The sequence below is a fragment of the Actinocrinis sp. genome (assembly GCF_035938995.1).
GTDB lineage: Bacteria > Actinomycetota > Actinomycetes > Streptomycetales > Catenulisporaceae > DASZGI01.
The window spans coordinates 22,239-44,902 of sequence record NZ_DASZGI010000228.1; the positions used below are offsets into that span (position 1 = coordinate 22,239).

At 69.1% G+C, this 22,664-nt stretch carries 16 protein-coding genes; 3 read left to right on the forward strand and 13 right to left on the reverse strand.

Annotated features, from left to right (window positions below; all coding sequences use genetic code 11):
* Positions 1-85: 85 nt before the first annotated feature.
* The 5 genes from VGZ32_RS16390 to VGZ32_RS16410 all read right to left on the reverse strand — a co-directional run bounded on the left by VGZ32_RS16390 (position 86) and on the right by VGZ32_RS16410 (position 8,777).
* The gene (locus tag VGZ32_RS16390) at positions 86-5,197 is read right to left on the reverse strand and encodes an NAD-glutamate dehydrogenase (RefSeq protein WP_326886915.1); all 5,112 of its coding nucleotides are present in this window, start codon (positions 5,195-5,197) and stop codon (positions 86-88) included.
* 179 nt (positions 5,198-5,376) lie between these two features.
* Entirely contained in the window at positions 5,377-5,808 is a 432-nt protein-coding gene (gene panD / locus VGZ32_RS16395) for an aspartate 1-decarboxylase (RefSeq protein ID WP_326886916.1), read from the reverse strand.
* A 248-nt stretch (positions 5,809-6,056) separates the two neighbouring features.
* Positions 6,057-6,566 (reverse strand): DUF6912 family protein, encoded by a 510-nt coding sequence (locus VGZ32_RS16400; protein ID WP_326886917.1) that lies wholly within the window; start codon positions 6,564-6,566, stop codon positions 6,057-6,059.
* Positions 6,567-6,701: 135 nt separating this feature from the next.
* A complete protein-coding gene (locus VGZ32_RS16405) occupies positions 6,702-7,667 on the reverse strand; it encodes a patatin-like phospholipase family protein (RefSeq protein ID WP_326886918.1) in 966 nt (321 codons plus the stop codon).
* Between the two features lie 327 nt (positions 7,668-7,994).
* Entirely contained in the window at positions 7,995-8,777 is a 783-nt protein-coding gene (locus VGZ32_RS16410) for an HAD family phosphatase (protein WP_326886919.1), read from the reverse strand.
* 170 nt (positions 8,778-8,947) lie between these two features.
* On the opposite strand from VGZ32_RS16410, the gene VGZ32_RS16415 reads away from it, so the two are divergent.
* On the forward strand, positions 8,948-10,738 hold the full coding sequence (locus VGZ32_RS16415) for a bifunctional lysylphosphatidylglycerol flippase/synthetase MprF (RefSeq protein WP_326886920.1): 1,791 nt from the start codon (positions 8,948-8,950) through the stop codon (positions 10,736-10,738).
* 482 nt (positions 10,739-11,220) lie between these two features.
* Here the strand turns inward: VGZ32_RS16415 and VGZ32_RS16420 are convergent, their stop codons facing one another.
* The 7 genes from VGZ32_RS16420 to VGZ32_RS16450 all read right to left on the reverse strand — a co-directional run bounded on the left by VGZ32_RS16420 (position 11,221) and on the right by VGZ32_RS16450 (position 19,989).
* Positions 11,221-12,036: an Rv3235 family protein gene (locus VGZ32_RS16420; protein ID WP_326886921.1), complete on the reverse strand. Its 816-nt coding sequence runs from the start codon at positions 12,034-12,036 to the stop codon at positions 11,221-11,223.
* A 231-nt stretch (positions 12,037-12,267) separates the two neighbouring features.
* Positions 12,268-15,030, reverse strand: coding sequence for a preprotein translocase subunit SecA (secA, locus tag VGZ32_RS16425; protein WP_326886922.1), 2,763 nt, complete (start codon positions 15,028-15,030; stop codon positions 12,268-12,270).
* A gap of 203 nt (positions 15,031-15,233) precedes the next feature.
* Positions 15,234-16,199: a Ppx/GppA phosphatase family protein gene (locus tag VGZ32_RS16430; protein WP_326886923.1), complete on the reverse strand. Its 966-nt coding sequence runs from the start codon at positions 16,197-16,199 to the stop codon at positions 15,234-15,236.
* The gene (locus VGZ32_RS16435; protein WP_414642554.1) at positions 16,196-16,726 is read right to left on the reverse strand and encodes a DUF501 domain-containing protein; all 531 of its coding nucleotides are present in this window, start codon (positions 16,724-16,726) and stop codon (positions 16,196-16,198) included. The genes VGZ32_RS16430 and VGZ32_RS16435 overlap by 4 nt, the downstream gene beginning before the upstream one ends.
* A gap of 10 nt (positions 16,727-16,736) precedes the next feature.
* Positions 16,737-17,174, reverse strand: coding sequence for a septum formation initiator family protein (locus VGZ32_RS16440; RefSeq protein WP_326886925.1), 438 nt, complete (start codon positions 17,172-17,174; stop codon positions 16,737-16,739).
* 119 nt (positions 17,175-17,293) lie between these two features.
* Positions 17,294-18,574 (reverse strand): phosphopyruvate hydratase, encoded by a 1,281-nt coding sequence (gene eno, locus VGZ32_RS16445; protein WP_326886926.1) that lies wholly within the window; start codon positions 18,572-18,574, stop codon positions 17,294-17,296.
* Positions 18,575-18,612: 38 nt separating this feature from the next.
* Positions 18,613-19,989, reverse strand: a complete 1,377-nt coding sequence (locus tag VGZ32_RS16450; protein ID WP_326886927.1) for a cytochrome P450 — start codon at positions 19,987-19,989, stop codon at positions 18,613-18,615.
* A gap of 295 nt (positions 19,990-20,284) precedes the next feature.
* Here VGZ32_RS16450 and VGZ32_RS16455 point away from each other — a divergent pair, with 295 nt between their 5' ends.
* Positions 20,285-21,055: an alpha/beta hydrolase gene (locus VGZ32_RS16455; RefSeq protein ID WP_326886928.1), complete on the forward strand. Its 771-nt coding sequence runs from the start codon at positions 20,285-20,287 to the stop codon at positions 21,053-21,055.
* A 77-nt stretch (positions 21,056-21,132) separates the two neighbouring features.
* On the opposite strand, the gene VGZ32_RS16460 is transcribed toward VGZ32_RS16455, so the two are convergent.
* Positions 21,133-21,699, reverse strand: coding sequence for a TetR/AcrR family transcriptional regulator (locus tag VGZ32_RS16460; RefSeq protein WP_326886929.1), 567 nt, complete (start codon positions 21,697-21,699; stop codon positions 21,133-21,135).
* A gap of 415 nt (positions 21,700-22,114) precedes the next feature.
* On the opposite strand from VGZ32_RS16460, the gene VGZ32_RS16465 reads away from it, so the two are divergent.
* Entirely contained in the window at positions 22,115-22,336 is a 222-nt protein-coding gene (locus tag VGZ32_RS16465; protein WP_326886930.1) for a hypothetical protein, read from the forward strand.
* Positions 22,337-22,664 lie beyond the last annotated feature (328 nt).

A 22,664-nucleotide genomic window follows, 5' to 3' on the forward strand; every position in this document is an offset into this window, starting at 1 on the left:
CAGCGCCTGAACGGCCAGCGGCTCTCTTACCGGACTGTTCCGGTAAGAGAGCCGCTCGCGTTTGCTCTCAGCTAAGGCATTCGTTCTAAGACAGCGAACCGGTGCGGAGCATCGTCCTGAGGGTCCGCAGCGCGACGGAGAGGATCGCCAGGTCGTGGGTGTCGGCGGTGAAGATCTCCTCGATCACGGAGCGGGCCCGGTCCACCGCCATCCGGTTCTTCGCAACCCAGGCGGCGAACCGCTCGTCCGCGTCGGCCTGGGACTCCGCGCCGAACTCGTCGCCGACGCCGAACTCCCGCGCCTTGACCGGCGTTGCGGCCAGCACGTCGAAGGTGAGCCCGGCCTGGATGCTGTACAGCTCCTCGCGCATCGCCGAGCGCGCCATCGAATGCCAGCGGTCGGTGCGCGGCAGGGCAGTGATGCCGTCCCGCAGCCCGCCGATGCGCAGGCGGTCCATCAGGTCGAAGTAGCACTCGGCCACCTCGACCGGGGCCCGGCCGCTGTCCCAGGCCACCTCGACGATGTCCAGCGCCGAGTAGGCCGCGAACACCGACGCGGCCCGGGCCGCCAGCTCCTCCGGGATGCCGGCCGCGGTCAGCTCGGCCTTCTCCGTCATCAGGTGGTCCAGGTCGGAGCCCTTGAGCAGCTTCGGCAGCTGCGAGACCACCTCGCCGACGCCCGCCCGGAACGCCTCGACCTGCGCCGCGATGTCCAGCGGGTGCCTGCGGTTCATCAGGAACCAGCGGGCGCCGCGCTCGGTCAGCCGCCGCCCGGCCAGGCCCATCTGGGTCTGGATCGCCGCCGGGATGACGTTGTCGAGCGCGTTGATCCCGGCCCAATACGACTCGAGGTCGAACACCGCCCGCGCCACCGTGTGCGCCCGCGCGATCTCCTCGGCCGACGCCCCGGTCTCCTCGCGCATCCGGAAGACGAACGTGGTGCCGGCGTTGTTGACCAGGTTGTTGACCACCTGGGTGGTGATGATCTCGCGGCGCAGCGGGTGCGCCCCGATCTGGCCGTGGAACCGCTCGCGCAGCGCCGCGGGGAAGTAGCCGAACAGTTCGGACTTGAGGAACGGGTCCTCCGGCAGGTCCGAGGCGATCAGCTCGTCCTCGAGGGTGATCTTCGTGTACGCGAGCAGCACGCACAGCTCGGGCTGGGTCAGGCCGAGCCCCGCCTGCCGGCGCTCGGTGAGCACCCGCTCGCCCGGCAGGAACTCCAGCTCCCGGTTGAGGCGGCCGTCGGCGACGAGCCTGCGCAGATAGCGCACGTGCACGTTGAGCAGGGAGGGCGCCTGCGCGACCGAGCGGGCGAGCGCGACGTTCTGGCCGTAGTTGTCCGCCAGCACCAGATGCCCGACCTCGTCGGTCATCTCGGCCAGCAGCGGCGCCCGGTCCTTCGCCGCCAAGTCCCCCGCGGCCACCGCCTGGTCGAGCAGGATCTTGATGTTGACCTCGTGGTCTGAGGTGTCCACGCCGGCCGAGTTGTCGATCGCGTCGGTGCAGATCCGGCCGCCGGAGCCGCCCGCCCCGGACAGCGCGAACTCGATCCGGCCGAGCTGGGTGAAGCCGAGGTTGCCGCCCTCGCCGACCACCTTGACGCGCAGATCCGCGCCGTTGACCCGGATCGCGTCGTTCGACTTGTCGCCGACGTCGGCGTTCGACTCGGCGGAGGACTTGACGTAGGTGCCGATGCCGCCGTTCCAGAACAGGTCCACCGGCGCCAGAAGCACCGCGCGCATCAGCTCGGCCGGGGTCATCCGGTTGACCGAGGCGTCGATTCCGAGCGCGGTGCGGATCTGCGGGGTCAGCGGGATCGACTTGGCGGTGCGCGGGAACACCCCGCCGCCGAGCGAGATCGCGTTGCGGCTGTAGTCGCCCCAGGACGAGCTGGGCAGGTCGAACAGCCGGCGGCGCTCCCGGTAGGAGCGGGCCGGGTCCGGGTCGGGGTCGACGAAGATGTGCCGGTGGTCGAAGGCGGCGACCAGCTTGGTGTGCTCGGACAGCAGCATGCCGTTGCCGAACACGTCGCCGGACATGTCGCCGATGCCGACGGCGGTGAAGTCCTGGGTCTGGGTGTCCACGCCGAGCTCGCGGAAGTGGCGCTTGACCGACTCCCAGGCGCCGCGCGCGGTGATGCCCATCGCCTTGTGGTCGTAGCCGACCGAGCCGCCGGAGGCGAACGCGTCGCCGAGCCAGAACCCGTACTCGGCGGCGACCCCGTTGGCGATGTCGGAGAAGGTCGCGGTGCCCTTGTCCGCGGCGACCACCAGGTAGGTGTCGTCGCCGTCGCGGCGCACCACGTCCGGCGGGGGCACGACCTTGCCGTCCACCAGGTTGTCGGTGATGTCCAGCAGGCCCCGGATGAAGGTCTTGTAGCACTCGACGCCCTCGGCCAGGAACGCGTCGCGGTCGGCCGGGTCGACCGGGGTCTTGACCACGAAGCCGCCCTTGGCGCCGACCGGCACGATCACCGCGTTCTTCACCATCTGCGCCTTGACCAGGCCCAGGATCTCGGTGCGGAAGTCCTCTCGGCGGTCGGACCAGCGCAGGCCGCCGCGGGCGACGGCGCCGAACCGCAGGTGCACGCCCTCGACCCGGGCCGAGTAGACCCAGATCTCGTACTTCGGGCGGGGGGCGGGCAGGTCGGGCACCGCGGCGGCGTCGATCTTGAACGAGGTGTACGGCTTGTAGCCGCCCTGGCCGCCGTTCGGCGCTGTGGCGCGCTGGAAGAAGTTCGTGCGCAGCGTCGCCCGGATCACCGCGCGCAGCGAGCGCAGGATGCGGTCCTCGTCGAGCGAGGCGACCGCGTCGAGCGCGCCCTCGGTCTCCTCGTACAGGCCGTCCACCAACTCCTCGCGGGCCGCGGCGCGCGCCGGGTTGAAGGAGGCCTCGAACAACTTGACCAGCAGCCGGGCGAGCGCGGTGTTCCGGTTGAGCACCTGCTCGATGTAGGACTGGCTGAACGGAGTGCCGCCCTGCTGCAGGTACTTGGCGAAGGCGCGCAGCACGGTGACCTGACGCCAGGTCAGCCCGGCCCGCACGACGAGTTCGTTGAAACCGTCGTTCTCGATCTGCCCGGACCAGGCGGCGGCGAACGCGGCGGTGAAGCGCTCGCGCGCGGTCTCGTCGCGCAGCGATTCGGGGTCGGCGACGCGCAGCCCGAAGTCGTAGACCCAGGCCGAGTCCCCGGTGCGGCGGCTCAGCTCGTACGGGTGCTCGTCGAGGACCTCGACGCCGAAGTGCTGCAGGATCGGCAGCACCTCGGCCAGCGAGATCGCCCGGCCGATCCGGAAGATCTTGAGCCGGTACTCCTGCGGCGCGGCGCCGGGGCGGCGGTAGACCTTAAGGGAGGAGTCGGTGGTGTCGTCGGCGTGGATGGCCTCGAGCTGGCAGACGTCCTTGACCGCGTTCTCGGGCGGGAAGTCGGCCTTGTAGCCCTCGGGGAACGCGTCGGCGTAGGCGCGCAGGAGCGTGTCGGCCTGATCGGGTCCGACCGTGTCGGTCACCAGTTCGGAGAAGCCGTCCTCCCAGGTGCGCACGGCCGCGGCGAGCCGGCGCTCGACCCGCTCGGCGTCGACGTCGGCCAGGTCGGTCCCCGGATTGACGCGGATCACGAAGTGGATGCGGGTCAGCACGGACTCGGTGGAGTGCGCGGTGTAGTCCAGAACGCTGCCGTTCAGCTCCTCCAGAAGGATCTCTTGGAGCTTAAGGCGCACGTCGGTGTTGTAGCGGTCGCGCGGGAGGTACACGAGCGCGGAGAAGTAGCGCCCGTAAGCATCCTTGCGCAGGAACAGCCGGACGCGGCGGCGCTCCTGGAGGTAAAGCACCGCGCCGGTGATCTCGGCCAGTTCCTCCACCGGAATCTGGAAGAGGTCGTCGCGCGGGTACGACTCGAGGATCTCGAGCAGGTCCTTCCCGCTGTGCGAGGTGAGCAGGAAGCCGTGCAAGTCGAGGACCTGCCGGACCTTCTGCCGGATCACCGGGATGCGCTGCACCGATTCGGAGTACGCGGCGGCGGAGAAGAGCCCGAGGATGCGGCGCTCGCCGATCACCCGGCCGTCGGCGTCGAACTTCTTGATCCCGATGTAGTCGAGGTAGCCGCGGCGGTGGACGGTGGCCCGGGAGTTGGCCTTCGTCAGCACGAGCAGGCGGGGCTCGCGGGCCTTGGCGCGCACCTCGGGGGGCAGCCGGGCGAAGGAGCCGGGGCCGGGGGCCGGGTCGGAGCGCAGGATGCCGAGGCCGGTGCCGGGCACGGCCCGCAGGGTGTCCTCGCCGTCCTCCTGGACCAGGGCGTATTCGCGGTAGCCGAGGAAGGTGAAGTGATGATCGGCCAGCCACCGCAGGAATTCCTGACCGGTGGTCAGCTCGTCATCGGTGATGCCGGCTTGCTGGGCGGCGCGGCCCTGCTCGGCGTCGAGGCTGTCGGCGACGGAGAGCGCGGCGGCGCGCATCTTGCCCCAGTCCTCGACGGCCTCGCGCACGTCGCGCAGGACCCGCCGCAGGTTGCCCTCGATCGAGACCAGGCGGGCGGAGTCGTCGGGCTGCCGGTCGATCTCGATGTGCATCCAGGACTCGACCAGTTCGGCCGAACCCGCGGCGGCGCGCTCGGCCGGTTGCTCGAACTGCTGCGCGGGATCGGTGTCCAGGACCGCGAGCAGCCGCCCGGCCAGATCCCGGCGCACGACGACCACCGGGTGGATGACCAGGTGGATGCCGTAGCCGAGGCGAGTCAGCTCGGCTGTGACCGAGTCGACCAAGAAGGGCATGTCGTCGGTGACGACGCCGACGACGGTGTGCTGATGCGGGCCGGTCGTCCAGCCCGCGCGCTCGACGGTCGGCGTGGACACCCGGATCTTGGCGGTGCCCTGAGGCCGGCCGCCGGCCAGTTCCACGCTGGAGACCACCGCGCCGAGCAGGTCGGCCGGGGATCGGTCGGCCACGTCGTCGTAGGGCACGTGGCGGTAGTAGCGCGGCAGCAGACTCGCCGCGGTTCTCAGTCTCTCGCCGTCGGAATCGAGGCCGCGGGCACCATCCGCGCCCGAGATCTTCGCGAGGGGGTCCTCGCCGCCCTCGTCCGGAGCGCCGGTGCCACCGCCGGGTCCCGCCCCCTCGCCGGACTGCGCGTCCGAGGCCTGCGCGAGCCGCGCCACCTCGTCGAGCAGTTCCGCCTTCGCCTCGTCCAGTTGCGTCACCATCGTGTGCTCGCTCCTACAGCCGCGCACCCTTGCCCGGCTCGTGCATGGCGGACCGGTCACCCCACCGCAGCCGGTCCCTGTCTACGTTTGCCAGGCTACCCGTCACGGTGAAAGCCGATGGACGGATAGCCCGACCAAGCTGTTACAAGTGGGTTGTGAGTTCCTACAACCTGGGACGATCAGGCGCCTGACGTCGGAACCACCGACAGCGGCGGGCGCCGCGTCGGGGAGCCGGGCACCGGCCGGGCGGGGTCGGCGTCCAGGTCGACGATCCGGTTATCGGAGTCGACGTGGACGATTCGGGGCTTGAGGACCCGGGCCTCGCGGTCTTCCACCGACTGGTAGCTGATCAGGATGACAATGTCACCGGGGTGGACCAGGTGCGCAGCCGCCCCGTTGATCCCGATCACCCCGGAACCCCGCTCGCCCTCGATCACGTATGTCTCGAGTCGGGCCCCGTTGGTGACGTCCACGATGGCGACCTGCTCGCCGGGCAGCAGGTCGGCCGCGTCCATCAGGTCGGCGTCGACTGTGACGGATCCCACATAGTGCAGGTCGGCCTGCGTCACCGTGGCCCGGTGGATCTTCGACTTGAGCATCGTGCGGTACATGCTTACCACTCCTGAGTTGTCTACCCTCCGCCCTGCGCCGCCCTTGAGCCGCGCTGGAGGACCCGCGAATCGGGCGACCGACTCCCGGCTGACGGCAGCCGTGGCGCACCGATTCGCTCCAGGCGTGGCACATCCCGAGCGAGCTGCGGCGAAGAGGTTCCGTTCCAGTCCCGACGATCAGGTACCGGACTAACACTCGTGTGACGACCGCATCATGCCATGTGCGGCAGGAGCCGCGCCGTGCCCGATCAGAGGAGGTCGGGCAGTTCCTGGGTCGCGTACCACAGCAGGTCGTAGTCCTCCGCTCCGTCCACCGTGAACCGCGCGTCTTCGTCGCCTGCGTCCGCCGCGCGCACCACCAGCGCCGCTTCGCCGACGGTGGGCTCGGCGGAGGCGTCATCGAGATGGAAGGCGGCGATGTCACGCAGCGTGACCACGGTGTCGATCCGCACCTCGGCGGGGGCGATGCCCTGGTCGCGGGAGAAGGGGGTGCCGACCGGGACGGCCGCCGGGTCGGCCACGTCGGCGGCGATCACGGTCCGGCGGCGGGGAGCGAGCGAGTCGGCGGCGAGCAGGCGGAGCGACGCGCGGGCGGCCTCGGTAAGCGCGGCGTACTCCAGCTCTTCCTCGTCGCCCTCGGTGTACCACTCGCGCAGCGCAGGGGTCACCGCGTAGGCCGTCAGAGGTGCGGGGCCCAGGTCTCCCCGCTTGTTCAGCTCGGTGAGGATCGGCAGCGTGGCGGGGATGTAGACGCGCATGGCTTTCCCTTAGCTCCTAGGCGACCTGCCTTAGAAGTATCGTCGCGCCTGCAGAGCTTCTCCTAATGTCCTGACGTAGCTGATACGCGACCAGCGGTGCGAAGTGCCCCGGATGGCGCTGCCGACCAAGGACCGTTACGCCGCTTCGCGCGAGTCCAGGAATTCCGTGGTCGTGCGGCGCGCGGTGACGAGAACCTCGGCCCGGCGGGAGGGGTCCATCAGGTTCGCGCCGAGGACTTCGAGGTCGTCGGCCCCAGGACACAGGATGACCACCCGGGTGCCGTCCTGGCGGACCTCCTTGGCCTCCACCAGCATTTGGCGGGTGACCCGGTGCCGGAAGCTGCGCTCGATCCGTCCCAACACGGTCCGGGGCCGGTCGTAGCTGTGGGCCGCCATCGGCGCCAGCACGTACACCTCGTCCAGCGGTTCGCCGCCGGGCATCCGGTCTGCGGTCAGCAGGTCGATGTTCGTGTTGGAGAAGGTGCCGCCGTCGATGTAGCGCCGATCGCCGATGACCGTGGGCGGGAACCATCCCGGAATCGAGCACGACGCGACGACTGCTTCCGCCAGGCTCGCCTGCGGCGCGCCGGGCTCGCCGAATACGACGCGCTCGCCGGTGTCGTAGTCCATCGCCACCGCCCGCACGCCGGGGTGCGGCGACCAAGCTCCCAGGGGGATCGCGTCGCCCACCATCTGGCCGATGTCGCCGAGGGACCCGCGTCCGGTGGGAAGGAAGGCGGAAATCACGGTCATGGTGGGGTAGCGCCGCGGGTGGCGCACGGAGCGAGCAATGAGGCGCGGGGAACCTATGCCCGCCTGCGGCCGCGGCGGAGCCGCTCCGCCCGCTGCATGGTCATAGTCGAAGATCCGTCCGGCGAGCGGACCGCTTTCGGGCAGCTCACCATGCTGGTGCCGCCACAGGTCCTCCGGGCTCGCACCGGCACCGAAGAGCGCCGCGAGCAGGGAGCCGGCGGACGTCCCGACGATCATGTGGGCGTCGCGGGGGTCGAAACCGGTGTCCTCCTGCAGGGCGACGAGCGCGCCGATCATCCAGGCGGCGCCGAGGGTCCCGCCCCCGCCCAGCACGAGTCCCCGTCGCAAGTTCCCGCTCAACACCCCAGTTCACCGTCCCTACAGGCGTCGCCCGCTCCTAAGTCATTCCCATCGATGAGCGTATGTTCACTTTCTATAGATACGCTCGTCGCCTCCTGGTTGATTCCCGGGTCACCGCCTGGCACGAGCGACGCGGGTCGCGCGGTTCAGAAGACGGTCAGCGCGTGGAAAAGGCCGAGGCCGCTGATGAGTGCGCGATGCCCGCCTTAGACGCACACTGGATAGTGCGAAAGCGACGGGGCGAAGGCGCGCGAACGCAGCCCGAGCATCGCCAGTTTCGCAAACGGGAGATCGGAGATCCGTCGAGCCGCGCTGTCAGGGGGCGCCAAGCTCGACGCCGAACAGTGCCTCGAGCTCCATGAGCGTCTCGTCGAAGGAGCGGTGTTGGATGCTGATCAGGCCCATCGCCGCCGCTGCGCGCACGTTGCGCTCCATGTCGTCGACGAAGACCGCCTCCCGGGGGCGGCGGTCGATCTGACGCAGCGTGAACTCGTAGATCTCCCGCTCGGGCTTCCGCATCCCGACCTCGCCGCTGATCACCACCGCGTCGAACAAGACTTCCCAGTCGTCGCGCAGGTACTCGTTCCCCCAGGAGTTGGACAGCAGCGCGGTCGTGATCCCGGCCGCCTTCGCCCGGCGGACCACGTTCACCATCGCGGGGGCGGCGGCGAAGCCGGCGAACATCCGGTTGATCAGCCCTTCCGCCGGCACCGGGACGCCACACCGGCGCTCTATCCGGACCGCGAGCTCCTGCTCGAACCGCTCGACCTTGAGCTCACCGCGTTCCAGCGCGGCCACCGGGTCGAAGACGCTGAGGGCAGCCAGGGCGCCGTCGTGGAAGTCCTGCATGGCGGCCGCGAACGCGTCGGCGGGGATGCCCTCGGCCGCGTACCAGTCGTGCAAGGCCGATTCCAGCGGGGAGGTCAATACTCCTCCCCAGTCGACGATCAGCGCGTTGGGCCGGCTTGTGTCCGTCCTGGTGTCCGGCGCGGCGTCCACGTCGGTGGTCCGCGTCGCGCCCGCGGCTTCGGTGGCCTCGGCCGCGCGGGTGGTCGTCCCGTGCAGAACGTTGGCGGTGAAGTCAGAGAAGTCAGACATGGCGTCGGTGTAGGGCACGATGGCCGCCTTTCACTCGAACACAGTGCCCGGCGGAATTCTCAGGTTCGGTTAAGCGTTTCCATCGTACGGGGGTGATGGTTGTGTCACACCGAAGCCGACCGGCGGCGTGGCCCTTCGCCGCGCTCTTTGCGGCCTCCAGCGTATTCCTGATGGTCTACGCCGCCACCGCCAGGACCGCATGGCTCGAGCGCATCGTCGTGACCGTGTGCGGCACCACGGTCAGCGCCGCCCACGCCGTCCTGCTCGGCCTAGTCCTGCTCGGCCTCGCGCACGGTCTCGGCCGACGTCGCCGGACCGCGTGGCTGCTCGTGATGGCGCTCGTCGTGTGGAGCAGCCTGACCGAGATCGAAGCCCTGGTCATGCGGGTGCCCGGAGAGCCGTGGCGGCTCATCCCGCTGGCGCTCGCGACCGTCTCGCTGATCGGGGCGCGCGACGCGTTCCCCGTGCTGCCGGACCCGCATCGGATACGGCAGACCGCGGCCGTGGCGGCCGCATCCGGCGTAACGCTGCTGGTCATCGGCGGCGGAGGCCTGTTCGCCATGCGCGGCCGGTTCGCCGCCCCGCTCTCGACCACCGACCTCGGCCGCGAGTTCTTGGCGGCCGTGGCGGCCAACACCGGGCCGGGCGACTTCCAGGGGCCGTCCTGGATGCTGTCGGGCCTCGCACTCGCCGGTGGCCTGGCGCTTATCGCGGTGATCCTCACGCTCTTCGCGGCCGCCCCGCCCCCGGAACCCGCCAAGCCCTCCGAGCGGGCCGCCGTGCGCTCCCTGGTGGCACACCCCGACTCCGGCACCCTGGCGCCATTCGCGCTGCGCTACGACAAGACGTACGCCTTCGAGCCGGGCAGGCGAGCAGCCGTCGGCTACCGGGTACTGGCCGGGGCCGCGGTCGTCGGCGGAGACCCGGTCGGCGCACGCGACGCCTGGCCAGCGGCAATCGACGCCTTCCTCGATGAGGCCGAGCGCCGAGGCTGGCGCCCAGCAGTGCTCGGTGCCGGGACAGCGGCGCGGCAGCTGTGGAGCGAACGAGGCATGCGCTGCGGCTTCGGCATAGGCGACGAGGTACTCGTCGACGTCGGCACGTTCAGCGACCGCGGCAGGGTGATGCGGAACGTGCGGCAGGCGGTCAAGCGAACGGAGAACGCGGGCGTTCAGGTCCTGGTCGTCCCCGAGCGTGAACTCAGCGTCGACCTGTCCGCCGAGCTGCGGGTCATCTACCGCGACTGGCTGGGCCGCGGCACTGGGCACCACGGCCGCGAGCACGGGTTCGCGATGAACCTCGACGCGATGGCCGAAGGTAGGCACCCGGACGCGCTGCTGGCGATCGCCTTCGCCCCCGAGGGCTACGCGATCTCGTTCCAGCGCTACCTTCCCGCAGGGACGGCGGGCACCGCTCCCGTGCTGTCACTCGACGTGATGCCCCGCGACCGGCTTGCCCCGAACGGAGTCAACGAGCGGCTGATCGTGGCAACCATCGACTACGCGGCGACGAACGGGTACGCGGCCGTCTCGCTGAACTTCGCGGCGTTCCGGACGCTGCTGGAGGCGTACCGGCGCAACCCACACTCGCTCGGCCGCCGCGCCCGCCTGACGCACCGGGCGATCCACCTGCTCGACCCGCTGATCCAGGTCGAGTCGCTGTACCGGTTCAACGCCAAGTTCAAGCCCGGCTGGCTGCCCCGGGCCGTGCTGGTGCGGTCGTGGCTGGACCTGCCCGCGTTCGCCATCGCGGCCTTCGGCCTGGAGTTCGCGCTGCCGTACGACCGCCGGCACAGCAGGCCCGGCGAGCTGCGCCCGGGCCTGCCCAACTCGGTGATCCACCAGCCCGGCGGCTCTGTGTCCGGCCCGGTGCTCGGCCAGCTGGAGCGCGCCCACGCCAGCCGCCCGGCGGACCGCCCGGTCTCGACGATGTTCTCGGAGTCCTCCGAGCGCCACGGCTGACCCGGCCCAGCACCACCCGCACCCGCAGGCCGTCGCATCACCACCCGCACTCGCAGGTAGTCGCATCCCCGCCCGTCGACAGCCGGACGCCACCATCCCGCGGCGCCGCCTGAGCGCCACGACTGACCTAGCCCAGCGCTGCCCGCACCCACAAGCAGTCGCACCACCGCCCACCGACAGCCGGACGCTATCGCTCCCGCAGTGCCGCCTCAGCGCACCGCCCACACCCGCGCGCCGTCGCATCCCCAGCCGCCGACAGCCCGGCGCTATCGCTCCCGCGGTGTCGCTTGAACGCGACGGCTGACCTGGCTCAGCACCTTCCGCACCCGCAGGCAGCGTGTCTCCGCCCGCCGACAGGCGGGTGGCATCGCTCCGTCGGTGCCGCCTGAGCGCCACGGCTAGCCGCCCTCCGGGCTAAGCGATCGGGCCATCACCTCCATGCCGCCGAACGACTCTGGCCGACCACCCCGCACGCTGGCCGATCAGGCGAACTGGAGGGCAGTGCAGCGCCACTCCAGCCGATCTGGGTCGTGACGGACCGGTTCGCAGCGCTCCGGTTCACACGTGGCGTGCGCCGCCGTCGGCAGCGCGGAGCGTTCGAACCGGAGCGCGACGGCCCGCACCCGCGGACCGTCCTGGACCAGCACCGTGGACTCGACCGCGTCGAGCGCCGGGATGTGCATCCGGATGGACCGCACGGTCGAGCGCGAGGCGAAGCGGATGCTGGCACGGCGCTGCGCCACCGTGCTCAACAGGCCGAACACTTCGCGCGAGACCCAGCGTCGCACCTGCTCGGCGGACCTCCGCTCCAAGAGCACGTCGACCACTGCTTCCACCAGCCGCCGCACGACGGCGGGCGGTGGGGCCTGCTCGGCCGCCCGCTCGAACGACGCGGACCCGGTTCGGGCGGGGCCGAGCAGGCCCTCCGACTGAGCGTGGGAGTGCGCGTCCGGAGCAGCTTTGACGCCGACGTCTCCCACAGCGCGGATGCCACCGCTGCTGTCGCCGATATCGCCCGCAGCGCGGACGCCAGCGTCGCCGACAGCATGATCGAAGCCTTCGGCGACGCCAGTGCCAGTACCCGTTCCAGTGCCCGTGCCGTTGCGGGCGCGAGCGTCGAACCGGTGCGTCCAGCCGATCACCCACGAGCGCAGCGGGCCGGTCGATCCCCGGCGGCCCGCTCCGTCCAAGGTGCCGACCGCTCTAATCAGCGCGCTGCCCCAGAGGCTGCCGTCGTAGCCGTCCGGGTCGGCGCCGCCGCCTGCCGGCACGCCCGAAGACTCGCGGTCCCTGCCCATCACACACCCCGCTTCATGACGACGTGACCCGGCGTCCTCAGGACCTGCTTCGGCTCCTGGCACCGACTCTTTGACGTTGCGTCAGACTCCCGAGCAGGGCGCGAAGTTGCCCGGGGAAACGGCTCGGCGCCGAAGATCACCCGGCTGGGCGAGCGCTCCGGCGCCAAGAAGAGACGAGCTAACGCTGCTGTCTGATTATCGTTTCGTCGTCCGGTTACTTCTTGCGGCGGCCTACTTCTTGCGACGGCGGCCGCCGGGGGCCGGGGGACGGCCCTTCGGCTTGGCGCCCTGCCCGCCGGCACCGGGCTTGGCGTCCTGCGGACCGGCCGCTGCTGCGGGGTTCACTTCCTGCCGCTCGACCACGCCAGCGGCGCCGTCGACGGTCGGGGCGGAGTAGTTGAGACGGGCCGGACGCTGGGGGGCGTCCAGTCCCTTCGCGTTGAGCTGCGCGGTCGCCGCCTCGGCCCGGGCCTGGTCCTCCGGGTCCTCGCTGTTCGTCTCGACCTGGACCTCGAGGTTGAACAGGTAGCCGGTGGACTCCTCCTTGATGCCGTCCATCATGGCGTTGAACATGTCGTAGCCCTCGCGCTGGTACTCGACCAGCGGGTCGCGCTGCGCCATGGCCCGCAGGCCGATGCCCTCCTGGAGGTAGTCCATCTCGTAGAGGTGCTCACGCCACTTGCGGTCCAGCACCGAGAGCACGACCCGCCGCTCCAGCTCGCGGGTGATGGAGTCGCCGAGGTTGGCCTCGCGCTTGTCGTAGGCGCCGAGGATGTCCGCGCTGATCTCCTCGAGCAGCACCTCCCGGGTGATCCCGGTGCGGCCGCCCGCCGCCTCCTCGACCTCCTCGACGGTGATCGACACGGGGTACAGCGTGGCCAGGGCGGACCACAGCTTGTCCAGGTCCCACTCCTCGGCGTAGCTCTCGGCGGTCGCCGCGTCCACGTAGGCCTGGACCGTGTCCTCCATCATGTGGCGCACGTGGTCGCGCAGGTCCTCGCCGTCGAGCACGCGGCGCCGCTCCGCGTAGATGACCTCGCGCTGCTTGTTGATCACGTCGTCGTACTTGAGGACGTTCTTGCGGATCTCGAAGTTCTGCTGCTCGAGCTGGGTCTGCGCGGACTGGATCGCCCGGGTGACCATCTTCGACTCGATCGGGATGTCCTCGCCGACGTTCGCCACCGCGAGCACCCGCTCCACGATGTTGGCCTTGAACAGCCGCATCAAGTCGTCGCCGAGGGACAGGTAGAACCGGCTCTCGCCGGGGTCCCCCTGGCGGCCGGCACGTCCGCGCAGCTGGTTGTCGATCCGGCGGGACTCGTGCCGCTCGGTACCCAGCACGTACAGCCCGCCGAGCTCCTCGACCTCGTCGTGCTCGGCGGCGACGGCCTTCTTCGCCTTCTCCAGCGCGGCGGGCCAGGCGCCCTCGTACTCCTCCGGGGTCTCGCCCGGGTTCAGGCCGCGCTGCGCCAGCTCGCCCATCGCCAGGTTCTCCGGGTTGCCGCCGAGCATGATGTCGGTGCCGCGGCCGGCCATGTTGGTGGCCACGGTGACCGCGCCCTTGCGCCCGGCCTGCGCCACGATCTGCGCCTCGCGCTCGTGGTACTTCGCGTTGAGCACCTCATGCGGGACGCCGCGCTTGCGCAGCTGCTGCGAGAGGTACTCGGACTTCTCCACCGAGACCGTGCCGACCAGCACCGGCTGGCCCGCGCCGTAGCGGTGCTCGATGTCGTCGACCACCGCGCGGAACTTGGCCTCCTCCGAGATGTAGATGAGGTCCTGCTTGTCCGCGCGGATCATCGGCTTGTTGGTGGGGATCGGGACCACGCCGAGCTTGTAGATCTGGTGGAACTCGGCCGCCTCGGTCAGCGCGGTACCGGTCATCCCGGCCAGCTTCTTGTAGAGCCGGAAGTAGTTCTGCAGGGTGATCGTGGCCAGGGTCTGGTTCTCGTTCTGGATGACCACCCCCTCCTTGGCCTCGATCGCCTGGTGCATGCCCTCGTTGTACCGGCGCCCGGCCAGGATGCGGCCGGTGTGCTCGTCGACGATCAGCACCTCGCCGTTCATGACCACGTAATCGCGGTCCTTCTTGAACAGCTCCTTGGCCTTGATCGCGTTGTTGAGGTAGCCGACCAGCGGGGTGTTCACCGACTCGTACAGGTTGTCGATGCCGAGCAGGTCCTCCACCCGCTCGACGCCGCGCTCGAGGATGCCGACGGTCTTCTTCTTCTCGTCGACCTCGTAGTCACTGTCCTTGGCCAGCCGCTGCACGATCCGGGCGAAGTCGGTGTACCACTTGGTGGCCTGGTCCGAGGGGCCGGAGATGATCAGCGGGGTACGGGCCTCGTCGATCAGGATCGAGTCCACCTCGTCGACGATCGCGTAGTTGTGGCCGCGCTGCACCAGCTCGTCCTTCGACCACGCCATGTTGTCGCGCAGGTAGTCGAAGCCGAACTCGTTGTTGGTGCCGTAGGTGATGTCCATGCCGTACTGGACCCGCCGCTCGGCCGGGGTCATGCTGGCCAGGATCACGCCGACCTCGAGGCCGAGGAACCGGTGGATGCGGCCCATCCACTCGGCGTCACGCTCGGCCAGGTAGTCGTTCGTGGTGACCAGGTGCACACCGTTGCCGGCCAGGGCGTTCAGGTACGCCGGCAGGGTGCCGACCAGGGTCTTGCCCTCACCGGTGCGCATCTCGGCGATGTTCGCCCAGTGCAGCGCGGCGCCGCCCATGAGCTGGACGTCGTAGTGGCGCTGGCCGATGGTCCGCTTCGCCGCCTCGCGGACGACCGCGAAGGCCTCCCAGAGGATGTCGTCGAGAGTCTCGCCGTCCTGGTAGCGCTGCTTGAACTTGTCGGTCTCCTCGCGCAGTTCGGCGTCGGAGAGGCCGACATAGTCTTCCTCGAGCAGATTGATCGTCTCGGCCGTCTTGGCGAGCTTGCGAAGGATCTTCCCCTCGCCTGCACGCAGGACCTTGTCGAAGAGGGCAGGCACTTTGGGAACGGCTCCTTGACATCCATGACGACTTAGCGAATGTGGACGGCCAATCCACTCTGGCGGGCAGAATGGGCTCGCCGCGGCCGATACCCCATCGTAAGCGAATGCGCGAGTCCAACGACAGTACGCGGACGGCATTACGTGCCCGGACGCCGATGGGCGGGTGACCGGGGATGTGCCCAGGTGCCGCTTCTGGTCGTTCAGACCAGGCTGAGCGCGATCCCGTCCAGGATGTCGTGCTCGGATACGACCACCTCGGGCAGACCCAAGCGGATCGTGATCCGGGACAGGATCAGCGCGCCGGCGCCGATGACGTCGACCCGGCCGGGGTGGATGACCGGATTGGCCGCGCGCTCGCTGTGATCCGAGCGCAACAGGCCGTCGGCGACCGCGCGCACGGTCTCGGCCGAGATCCGGGACAGATGCACCCGATCGCGGTCGTATCCCTCGAGGCCGAGGGCGATCGCGGCGACCGTGGTGACCGATCCGGCGACTCCGACGAGCGTTCTGGCCTTCTCGAGCGGGACGGCCTTGGCGGCCAGGTCGATCCCCGCGTCGATGTCCAGCGTCGCGGCGGCGATCTGGGACGCGGTGGGCGGGTCATCGGTCAAGTGACGCTCAGTCAGCCGCACGCAGCCGATGTCCACCGAGCGGGCCGCCTCGACCGAGCCGGCGCCGAGGACGAACTCGGTCGAGCCGCCGCCGATGTCCACCACGAGGTAAGGCGTCGGGTGACCCGCACCGTCCGACGTCACGGCTTGAGTAGCTCCGGCAAACGAAAGGCGAGCCTCCTCGTCACCGCTGACCACCTCGGGATCGACGCCGAAGCGTGCGCGGACTCCGGCGATGAACTCGTCGCGGTTGGAGGCGTCGCGGGTGGCACTGGTGGCGACGAAGCGGATCCTTTCGGCGCCCAGCTGCTTTATTGCCTCGGCGTACTGGTCGCAGGCCGCGAACGTGCGCTGTAGTGCCTCAGGAGCGAACTGACCGGTGGCGTCCACGCCTTGTCCGAGGCGGACGATCTCCATCCGGCGGTCGAGTTCCGACGCGGTGCCGCGCTCGGGGTCGACGTCCGTGATCAGGAGGCGGATCGAGTTGGTACCGCAGTCGATCGCCGCGACGCGCACCGTGCCCGCGTTTGATCCTGTCCCTGTGCTGTTCGTCATGCTTTCTCGCCGTCCTCTGGAGCCGGTGCGCTGTAGGGCTCTACGGTCACACACGGCCCGCTGCGCCACCACTCCGGGAGCATCGCCAACGCTTCGTCGCCGAGCGGATTGGCCCCGGGACCGGCCGCAAGTGCGTGAGCGACCAGCACGTGGAGGCACTTGACCCGGTCAGGCATTCCGCCTGCGCTAGGAAAACCTTCCAGCACCTCGATTTCGTCCCGGCGCTTCAGGTAGTCCTCGTGTGCGGCGCGATACGCCGCCGCAAGCTCCTGATCCTTCTGCAGCCGCTCGGTCATCTCAGTCATGACGCCGCTGCCTTCGAGCGTTCCGATCGCTGAAGCGGCTCGCGGACAGGTGAGGTAGTAGAGCGTCGGGAACGGGGTGCCATCGGGTAGGCGCGGCGAGGTCTCCACCACGTCGGGGTTGCCGCACGGGCACCGGTGGGCCACCGCGCGCAAGCCCCGCGGTTCGCGGCCCAGCTGGGCTTTCACCGCCTCGACGTCCTCGTTTCGCACGCTCACCCTCACACGCTACCTGCTACTGCGTAGGCGACGGCGTCGCGGAGGGCGACTTGACCGTCGACCACAGGCGGTCGTACCAGGGCTGGCTGGAGGTGGGCGTCGGCATGCCGAGCGGCTCGCTGTCGGCGGACGGGTTCGGCACGATGAAGCCGATCTCTCCCGGCTTCACGTAGTGCAGCCGCTCGCGCGCCTGGATCGCGACGTACGCCGGATCCGACCACTTGGCTAGCTCGGCTTGGAGCTGCGCCACCTGCTGCGCGGTGGCGGCGTTGTGCGCGTTAAGCGCGGAGATCTGCGAACGCTGCGCCAGGTATTGCTGCAGAGGGTAGGCGATCGTCACCATCACGGCGCACAGCGCGAGGGCGAGGATGCCCGCGCGGCCGGTCAGCCGGGACCCGGCGATCCGCAGCCCGGGACGCCGCGCGCCTTCTCGTCCGGCTCCGTCTCGCTTCACCGGTCCGGAACCCGCCATCGGCGCGTCACCCCCTCACCGGAACACATGATCTTACCGGGACCCGAGATGCAGAATGGCGCGCCCCGGGTCCGCCGAGGCGCGCCACCAGAGTAGAACGGTCAGCCCTTGAAGCGCGGGAAGGCTGAGCGCCCGGCGTAGCGGGCCGCGTCGTCCAGCTCCTCCTCGATCCGCAGGAGCTGGTTGAACTTCGCCACCCGCTCGGACCGGGCCGGGGCGCCGGTCTTGATCTGGCCGCTGCCCACGGCGACCGCGAGGTCGGCGATGGTGGTGTCCTCGGTCTCGCCGGAGCGGTGGCTCATCATGGTGCGGTAGCCGGAGCGGTGCGCCAGCGAGACGGCGTCGAAGGTCTCGGTCAGCGTGCCGATCTGGTTGACCTTCACCAGCAGCGCGTTCGCCTGGCCGCCGGCGATGCCGCGGGCGATGCGCTCGGGGTTGGTGACGAACAGGTCGTCGCCGACCAGCTGGACCTTGCCGCCGAGCAGGTCGGTGGCCGCCTTCCAGCCGTCCCAGTCCTCCTCGCTGTGCGAGTCCTCGATGGACACCAGCGGGTAGTTGGCGACGAGGCCTGCGTAGAACTCGCTGAGCTCCGCGCCGCTGAGCTGCTTGCCCTCGAGGGTGTAGGCGCCGTCCTTGTAGAGCTCGGTGGCGGCCACGTCGAGGGCCAGCGCGATCTCGGTGCCCGCGGTGTAGCCGGCCTTGTCGATCGCCTCGAGGATCAGGTCGAGCGCCGCCTGGGTGGAGTCCAGGTTCGGGGCGAAGCCGCCCTCGTCGCCGAGGCCGGTGCCCAGGCCGCGCGACTTGAGCACCGCCTTGAGCGAGTGGTAGGTCTCCACGCCCCAGCGCAGCGCCTCGCCGAAGGTCTCGGCCCCGATCGGGGCGATCATGAACTCCTGGATGTCGACGTTCGAGTCGGCGTGCGCGCCGCCGTTGATGATGTTCATCATCGGCACCGGCAGGATGTGCGCGTTCGGGCCGCCCAGGTAGCGGAACAGCGGCAGCTCGGCGGACTCGGCGGCGGCCTTGGCGACCGCGAGCGAGACGCCGAGGATTGCGTTGGCGCCGACCCGCGACTTGTTCGGGGTGCCGTCCAGGTCGATCAGCTCCTGGTCGACCAGGCGCTGCTCGTGCGCGTCGAAGCCGATCAACGCCGGGCCGATCTCGTCGAGCACCGCGAGGACGGCCTTGGTGACGCCCTTGCCGTTGTACCGGTCCTTGTCTCCGTCGCGCAGCTCGACCGCCTCGAACGCCCCGGTGGAGGCACCGGAGGGGACCGCGGCGCGGGAGATGGTTCCGTCGTCGAGGGCGACCTCGACCTCGACGGTGGGGTTGCCGCGGGAGTCGAGGATCTCCCGCGCGCCGACTGCTTCGATGGACGCCACTACGTTGCTCCTTCAGCCTCTCGGATGTCGGGTCCAGACTAGTGGGCCGGGCCTTGGGTTCGAAGCGGGAGTTCGTGCAGGCCACGCATGATCAGACCCGAGTGCCAGCGCAGGCTCTCCGGCGGGACGGCGAGCGCCAGATCGGGGAACCGCGTGAAGAGGCGCGAGAACGCGATGCGCCCCTCCAGCCGCGCCAACGGAGCGCCCAAGCAGAAGTGGATCCCGTGCCCAAGCGCCAGGTTCCCACCCTCGTCCCGGGCCAGATCCAATACATCCGGATCACTAAACCGAGCCGGATCACGATCCGCCGCGGCCAGTACCGCCAAGACCGGCTCCCCCGCCGCTATGTCCACTCTACCGATCGTGATCGGCTCCGTGGTGAAGCGCCAGGTGCCGAACTCGACCGGCCCGTCATAGCGAAGTAGCTCCTCGACGGCGGACTCCAACAGAGCGGGGTCCGCCTTGAGCTTCGCAAGCTGATCCGGGTGGCGGAGCAAGGCAAGCGTCCCGTTGCCGATCAGGTTGACCGTCGTCTCGAACCCAGCGAAAAGCAGGATGAAGGCCATTGCGGCGGCCTCGTCCTCGCTCAGGTGCTCTCCCTGGTCAGAGGCGCGGACCAGCGCGGACAACAGGTCATCCGTCGCCAGGTCTTCCGACAGGGCAAGCCGCTTCTTGTGGATGAGGTCCTTCAGGTAGCCGCGTACTCGCTTCACGGACCGGCCGACCCCGCCGCGCGGCCCGCTCCGATCGATCATCCCCACGGCCCACTCGTGGAAGATCGGCTGATCCTCGACGGGCACTCCCAACATCTCGCAGATGACGATGACTGGCAGCGGGAATGCATACGCGCGCACCAGATCAACCGGCTCGGCCCCGAACGCGTCGAGCAGCCGATCCGCGATCTCGGCCACGCGCGGTTCGAAGTCGGCGACACGGCGGGGCGTGAATGCCTTCGAAACCAGGCGACGCAGGCGAGTGTGGTCCGGCGGATCAAGATTCAGCAGATGGGACGCGATCCCCGATCGGTGCTCCCCCGGAATGCCAGTGCGCCCGGGCTGCCAACCGGGATAGGACACCGCCGCATTCTTCGACAGCCGCGGATCAGCGAGAACCGCCTTTGCGTCCTCGTACTGCGTGACCAGGTACGCCTCGACGCCGTTCGGCAGTCGAGTCTTGTGCACTGGCGATTGCTGCCGCAGCCAGGCGTACGCCGGATACGGATCGTCGATGAAGGCTCGGTCGAACAGCGGGAGAGCTTCCGTCACAACCCCATCGTCACACGCGTCAGAACGGTGTAAGTCCTGCGACGGCGGAACTTGGGCGCACCTGGAGCGCATCGAGGAGCGGTGGCCGTACTGACCACCCGAGCGGTCCGACCGGCCAGGCTTGCCGGAGGAAATCCTGCGGTAATTCATGCTTTGGCACGGTGCGTGCATCGGCGAGGAATCAGTTACCGCGTCAGGTCGCAGGTCAATGAAGGCTTACAGGAACACGGCGGTGTACGGGGTTATTATCAGTCTTTGCCCCCTTTGACCAGCAGCACAAGAAAGTCGCAAGCTCGATGAACAGGATTTCCAGGGATTCTTCTGGGCAAAACTACCGATACTGTCGACGGTTGTGGTCCATACGGAAAAGTTGACGAGATAGAACGTTCCGTCTAGCATCCGAGCGTCCGACATGGAATCCGACCTCACGCTTTGGAGCTGCACCGTGTTGCCCTCGAAACAGATCGTGTTCATCCACGGTATGTACATGACCGGGGACAGCTGGCAGCCGTGGCTGGATCGGCTCAGGCCTGACGGGTTCACCTGCCACGCCCCGTCGTGGCCGTACCACCAGGACACGCCGACAGCTCTTCGCGCCGATGTCGATCCGGCACTGGGATCGCTGACCTTCGGCGCCGTCATCGGGTACCTGAAGCAGTTCATCGACACGTTGCCGGAGCGCCCGATCCTCATCGGGCACTCGATCGGCGGCCTGGCGGTGCAGAAGCTGGTCAACGACGGCTACGCCGCCGCCGGCGTGTCCATCAGCCCGGCGCCGCCACGGGGCATAGTCACGGCGAGCCCGCATTTCCTGCGGGCCAACTTCCCGCACGCCAATCCGCTAGCGGGCAACCGCCCGATCCGGATGACCCCAAAGCGCTTCCAGTACACCTTCTGCAACACCATGAGCCGACAGGCCAGCGACGAGGCGTTCGAGCGCTATGCCGTGCCGGAAAGCCGCAACGTTCCGCGCAGCACTCTGACCCGGCAGGGGGCAGTCGACTTCGCCAAGCCGCATGTCCCGCTGCTGCTCATCGCCGCGGACAGGGACCACCTGACACCGCTCGGCTTGGTCAAGAGAAACGCGAAGGCCTACAAGACGAGTGCTGGCGTCGCCGACTTCAAAGCCTTCCAGAACCGCTCGCACTTCATCTGTAATCAGGACGGCTGGGAAGAAGTCGCCGACTACGCCCTCAACTGGCTCGCCGAACGCTGATCACAGGCCGACAGCGCCCGCTCGGCTTCGGGACAGGAGGCCCTGACTCCCGGCAGTCGTCGGCCTCGAGCGCATAGTCAGCTCAGGATGTCGTTCATCGCCGAGGTCAGGCGCTTGCCCAGCTGGTCGGCGTCGTTGAGGTATCCCGCGACCATCGCACCATCGCGCAGCATGGCCAAGCCGTCGGCGGCGCCTTGCGGATCGGGATGTTGCAGGGCTGTGGCGAGGTCGACGAGGGCGCCATGGAACCAGCGGCGGTGTTCGGCGATCACGATGCGTACCGGGTGTTCCGGGTCGGGGTACTCCGCTGCGGCGTTGATGAACGGACAGCCCCGGAAACCTGGTCGGCAGGTGTCGTCGATGATGCCCTGAACGAAGGCGGCGAGCAGATCCCTGGGTCCGGCGCTGTCGTCGGCCTCCCGCGCGGCGGCTGCGCGGATCTGCTCGTCGCGTCGCTTCAGATATGCCACGACAAGGTCTTCCTTCCCCGGGAAGTGGCGGTAGAAAGTCGCCCGGGTTACGCCGGCTTCGGCGATGACACGGTCGACGGGGACGTTGTGGATGCCTTCGGCATAGAAGACCTGGTCCGCCGCCACCAGCAGACGCTCAGAAGCAGTCAATGCCACAGCCGAAGTCACCTCCATGACAAAACTAACAGAGCGTGCCGGATAGAGAACTTTCCATCCTCAATTCGCAGGTGAGAGGCCTGGCTTGGCAGCGCTCTGGTATGTGTGGACTGGTGGGCGGCCGTGATCACCAGCCTTGATCGTACGTCACCTGTACGCCCGAATCAGGTCCACGGGTTCTGTGTCGAACGCGTCGAGCAACCGATCGGCGATCTCGACGACGCGCGGCTCGAAAGTCCGCGACGCACGGCGGGTGAAGGCCTTGGAAACGAGGCGCCGCAGGTATACGCCGGATACGGATCATCGATGAAGGCCCGGTCGAACAGCGGGGGAGCCTCCGTCACTACCCCATCGTCACATGCGGCGGATCTCATCCAACGCGCGAGCCGTGATCTCCTGTTGTGCGGCGGCGTGACGGCGTTAGGGTCGAATCATGAGCGAATCGAGCGAGACGTTGGACGCCGCCCAGAGCGGTCCGGAGGCGGACCAGTTCGTCAGTGAGCTGATTCTCGGCCTCGAACGGGCGGCCGACGGCGAGTCCGACCCGGAGATACAGTCGCGCCTGCGCGGCGCCGCGGCGATCCTCAGCACGGTCGGGCGCAACGTCACCACCGATGTGGCCGCCAACATTATCGTCCGCATGATGGACCTCTAGACGGGACTCCCTCCCCCGGCACGCCCGATTCGAAGCGAGCCGATCAGTGCAAATATGTGTTGATTGCTCCGTATAGGGGCTGATGAGTGACTTATATCGCCTCGCGTGGTTGAACAGCGCGGGCCTGCTGCCGCTCCCCGCTGTGCGGGAGCCGGGCCCATCCAGCCGGTTCAACCAGGAGGTTCCCGATGCGCAAGTTCTTCGCGTTCGCGGGTGTGACGGCCGTCGCTCTCGGGGCGCCGCTACTCGCCGCTTCCAGCGCTGCGGCTGTTCAGCCGCTCATCAGTGTCGGCGAGGGCGCGTGCGTGGCGCCGTGGTGGTGGGAGGG

What these genes read in the sequence shown, in the direction of transcription:
- VGZ32_RS16390 (WP_326886915.1), bottom strand. Translation starts at nt 5,197, where the DNA reads ATGGTGACGCAACTGGACGAGGCGAAGGCGGAACTGCTCGACGAGGTG.
- panD (WP_326886916.1), bottom strand. Translation starts at nt 5,808, where the DNA reads ATGTACCGCACGATGCTCAAGTCGAAGATCCACCGGGCCACGGTGACG.
- VGZ32_RS16400 (WP_326886917.1), bottom strand. Translation starts at nt 6,566, where the DNA reads ATGCGCGTCTACATCCCCGCCACGCTGCCGATCCTCACCGAGCTGAAC.
- VGZ32_RS16410 (WP_326886919.1), bottom strand. Translation starts at nt 8,777, where the DNA reads ATGTCTGACTTCTCTGACTTCACCGCCAACGTTCTGCACGGGACGACC.
- VGZ32_RS16415 (WP_326886920.1), top strand. Translation starts at nt 8,948, where the DNA reads ATGGTCTACGCCGCCACCGCCAGGACCGCATGGCTCGAGCGCATCGTC.
- VGZ32_RS16420 (WP_326886921.1), bottom strand. Translation starts at nt 12,036, where the DNA reads ATGGGCAGGGACCGCGAGTCTTCGGGCGTGCCGGCAGGCGGCGGCGCC.
- VGZ32_RS16430 (WP_326886923.1), bottom strand. Translation starts at nt 16,199, where the DNA reads ATGACGAACAGCACAGGGACAGGATCAAACGCGGGCACGGTGCGCGTC.
- VGZ32_RS16450 (WP_326886927.1), bottom strand. Translation starts at nt 19,989, where the DNA reads ATGAATTACCGCAGGATTTCCTCCGGCAAGCCTGGCCGGTCGGACCGC.
- VGZ32_RS16460 (WP_326886929.1), bottom strand. Translation starts at nt 21,699, where the DNA reads ATGGAGGTGACTTCGGCTGTGGCATTGACTGCTTCTGAGCGTCTGCTG.
- VGZ32_RS16465 (WP_326886930.1), top strand. Translation starts at nt 22,115, where the DNA reads ATGAGCGAATCGAGCGAGACGTTGGACGCCGCCCAGAGCGGTCCGGAG.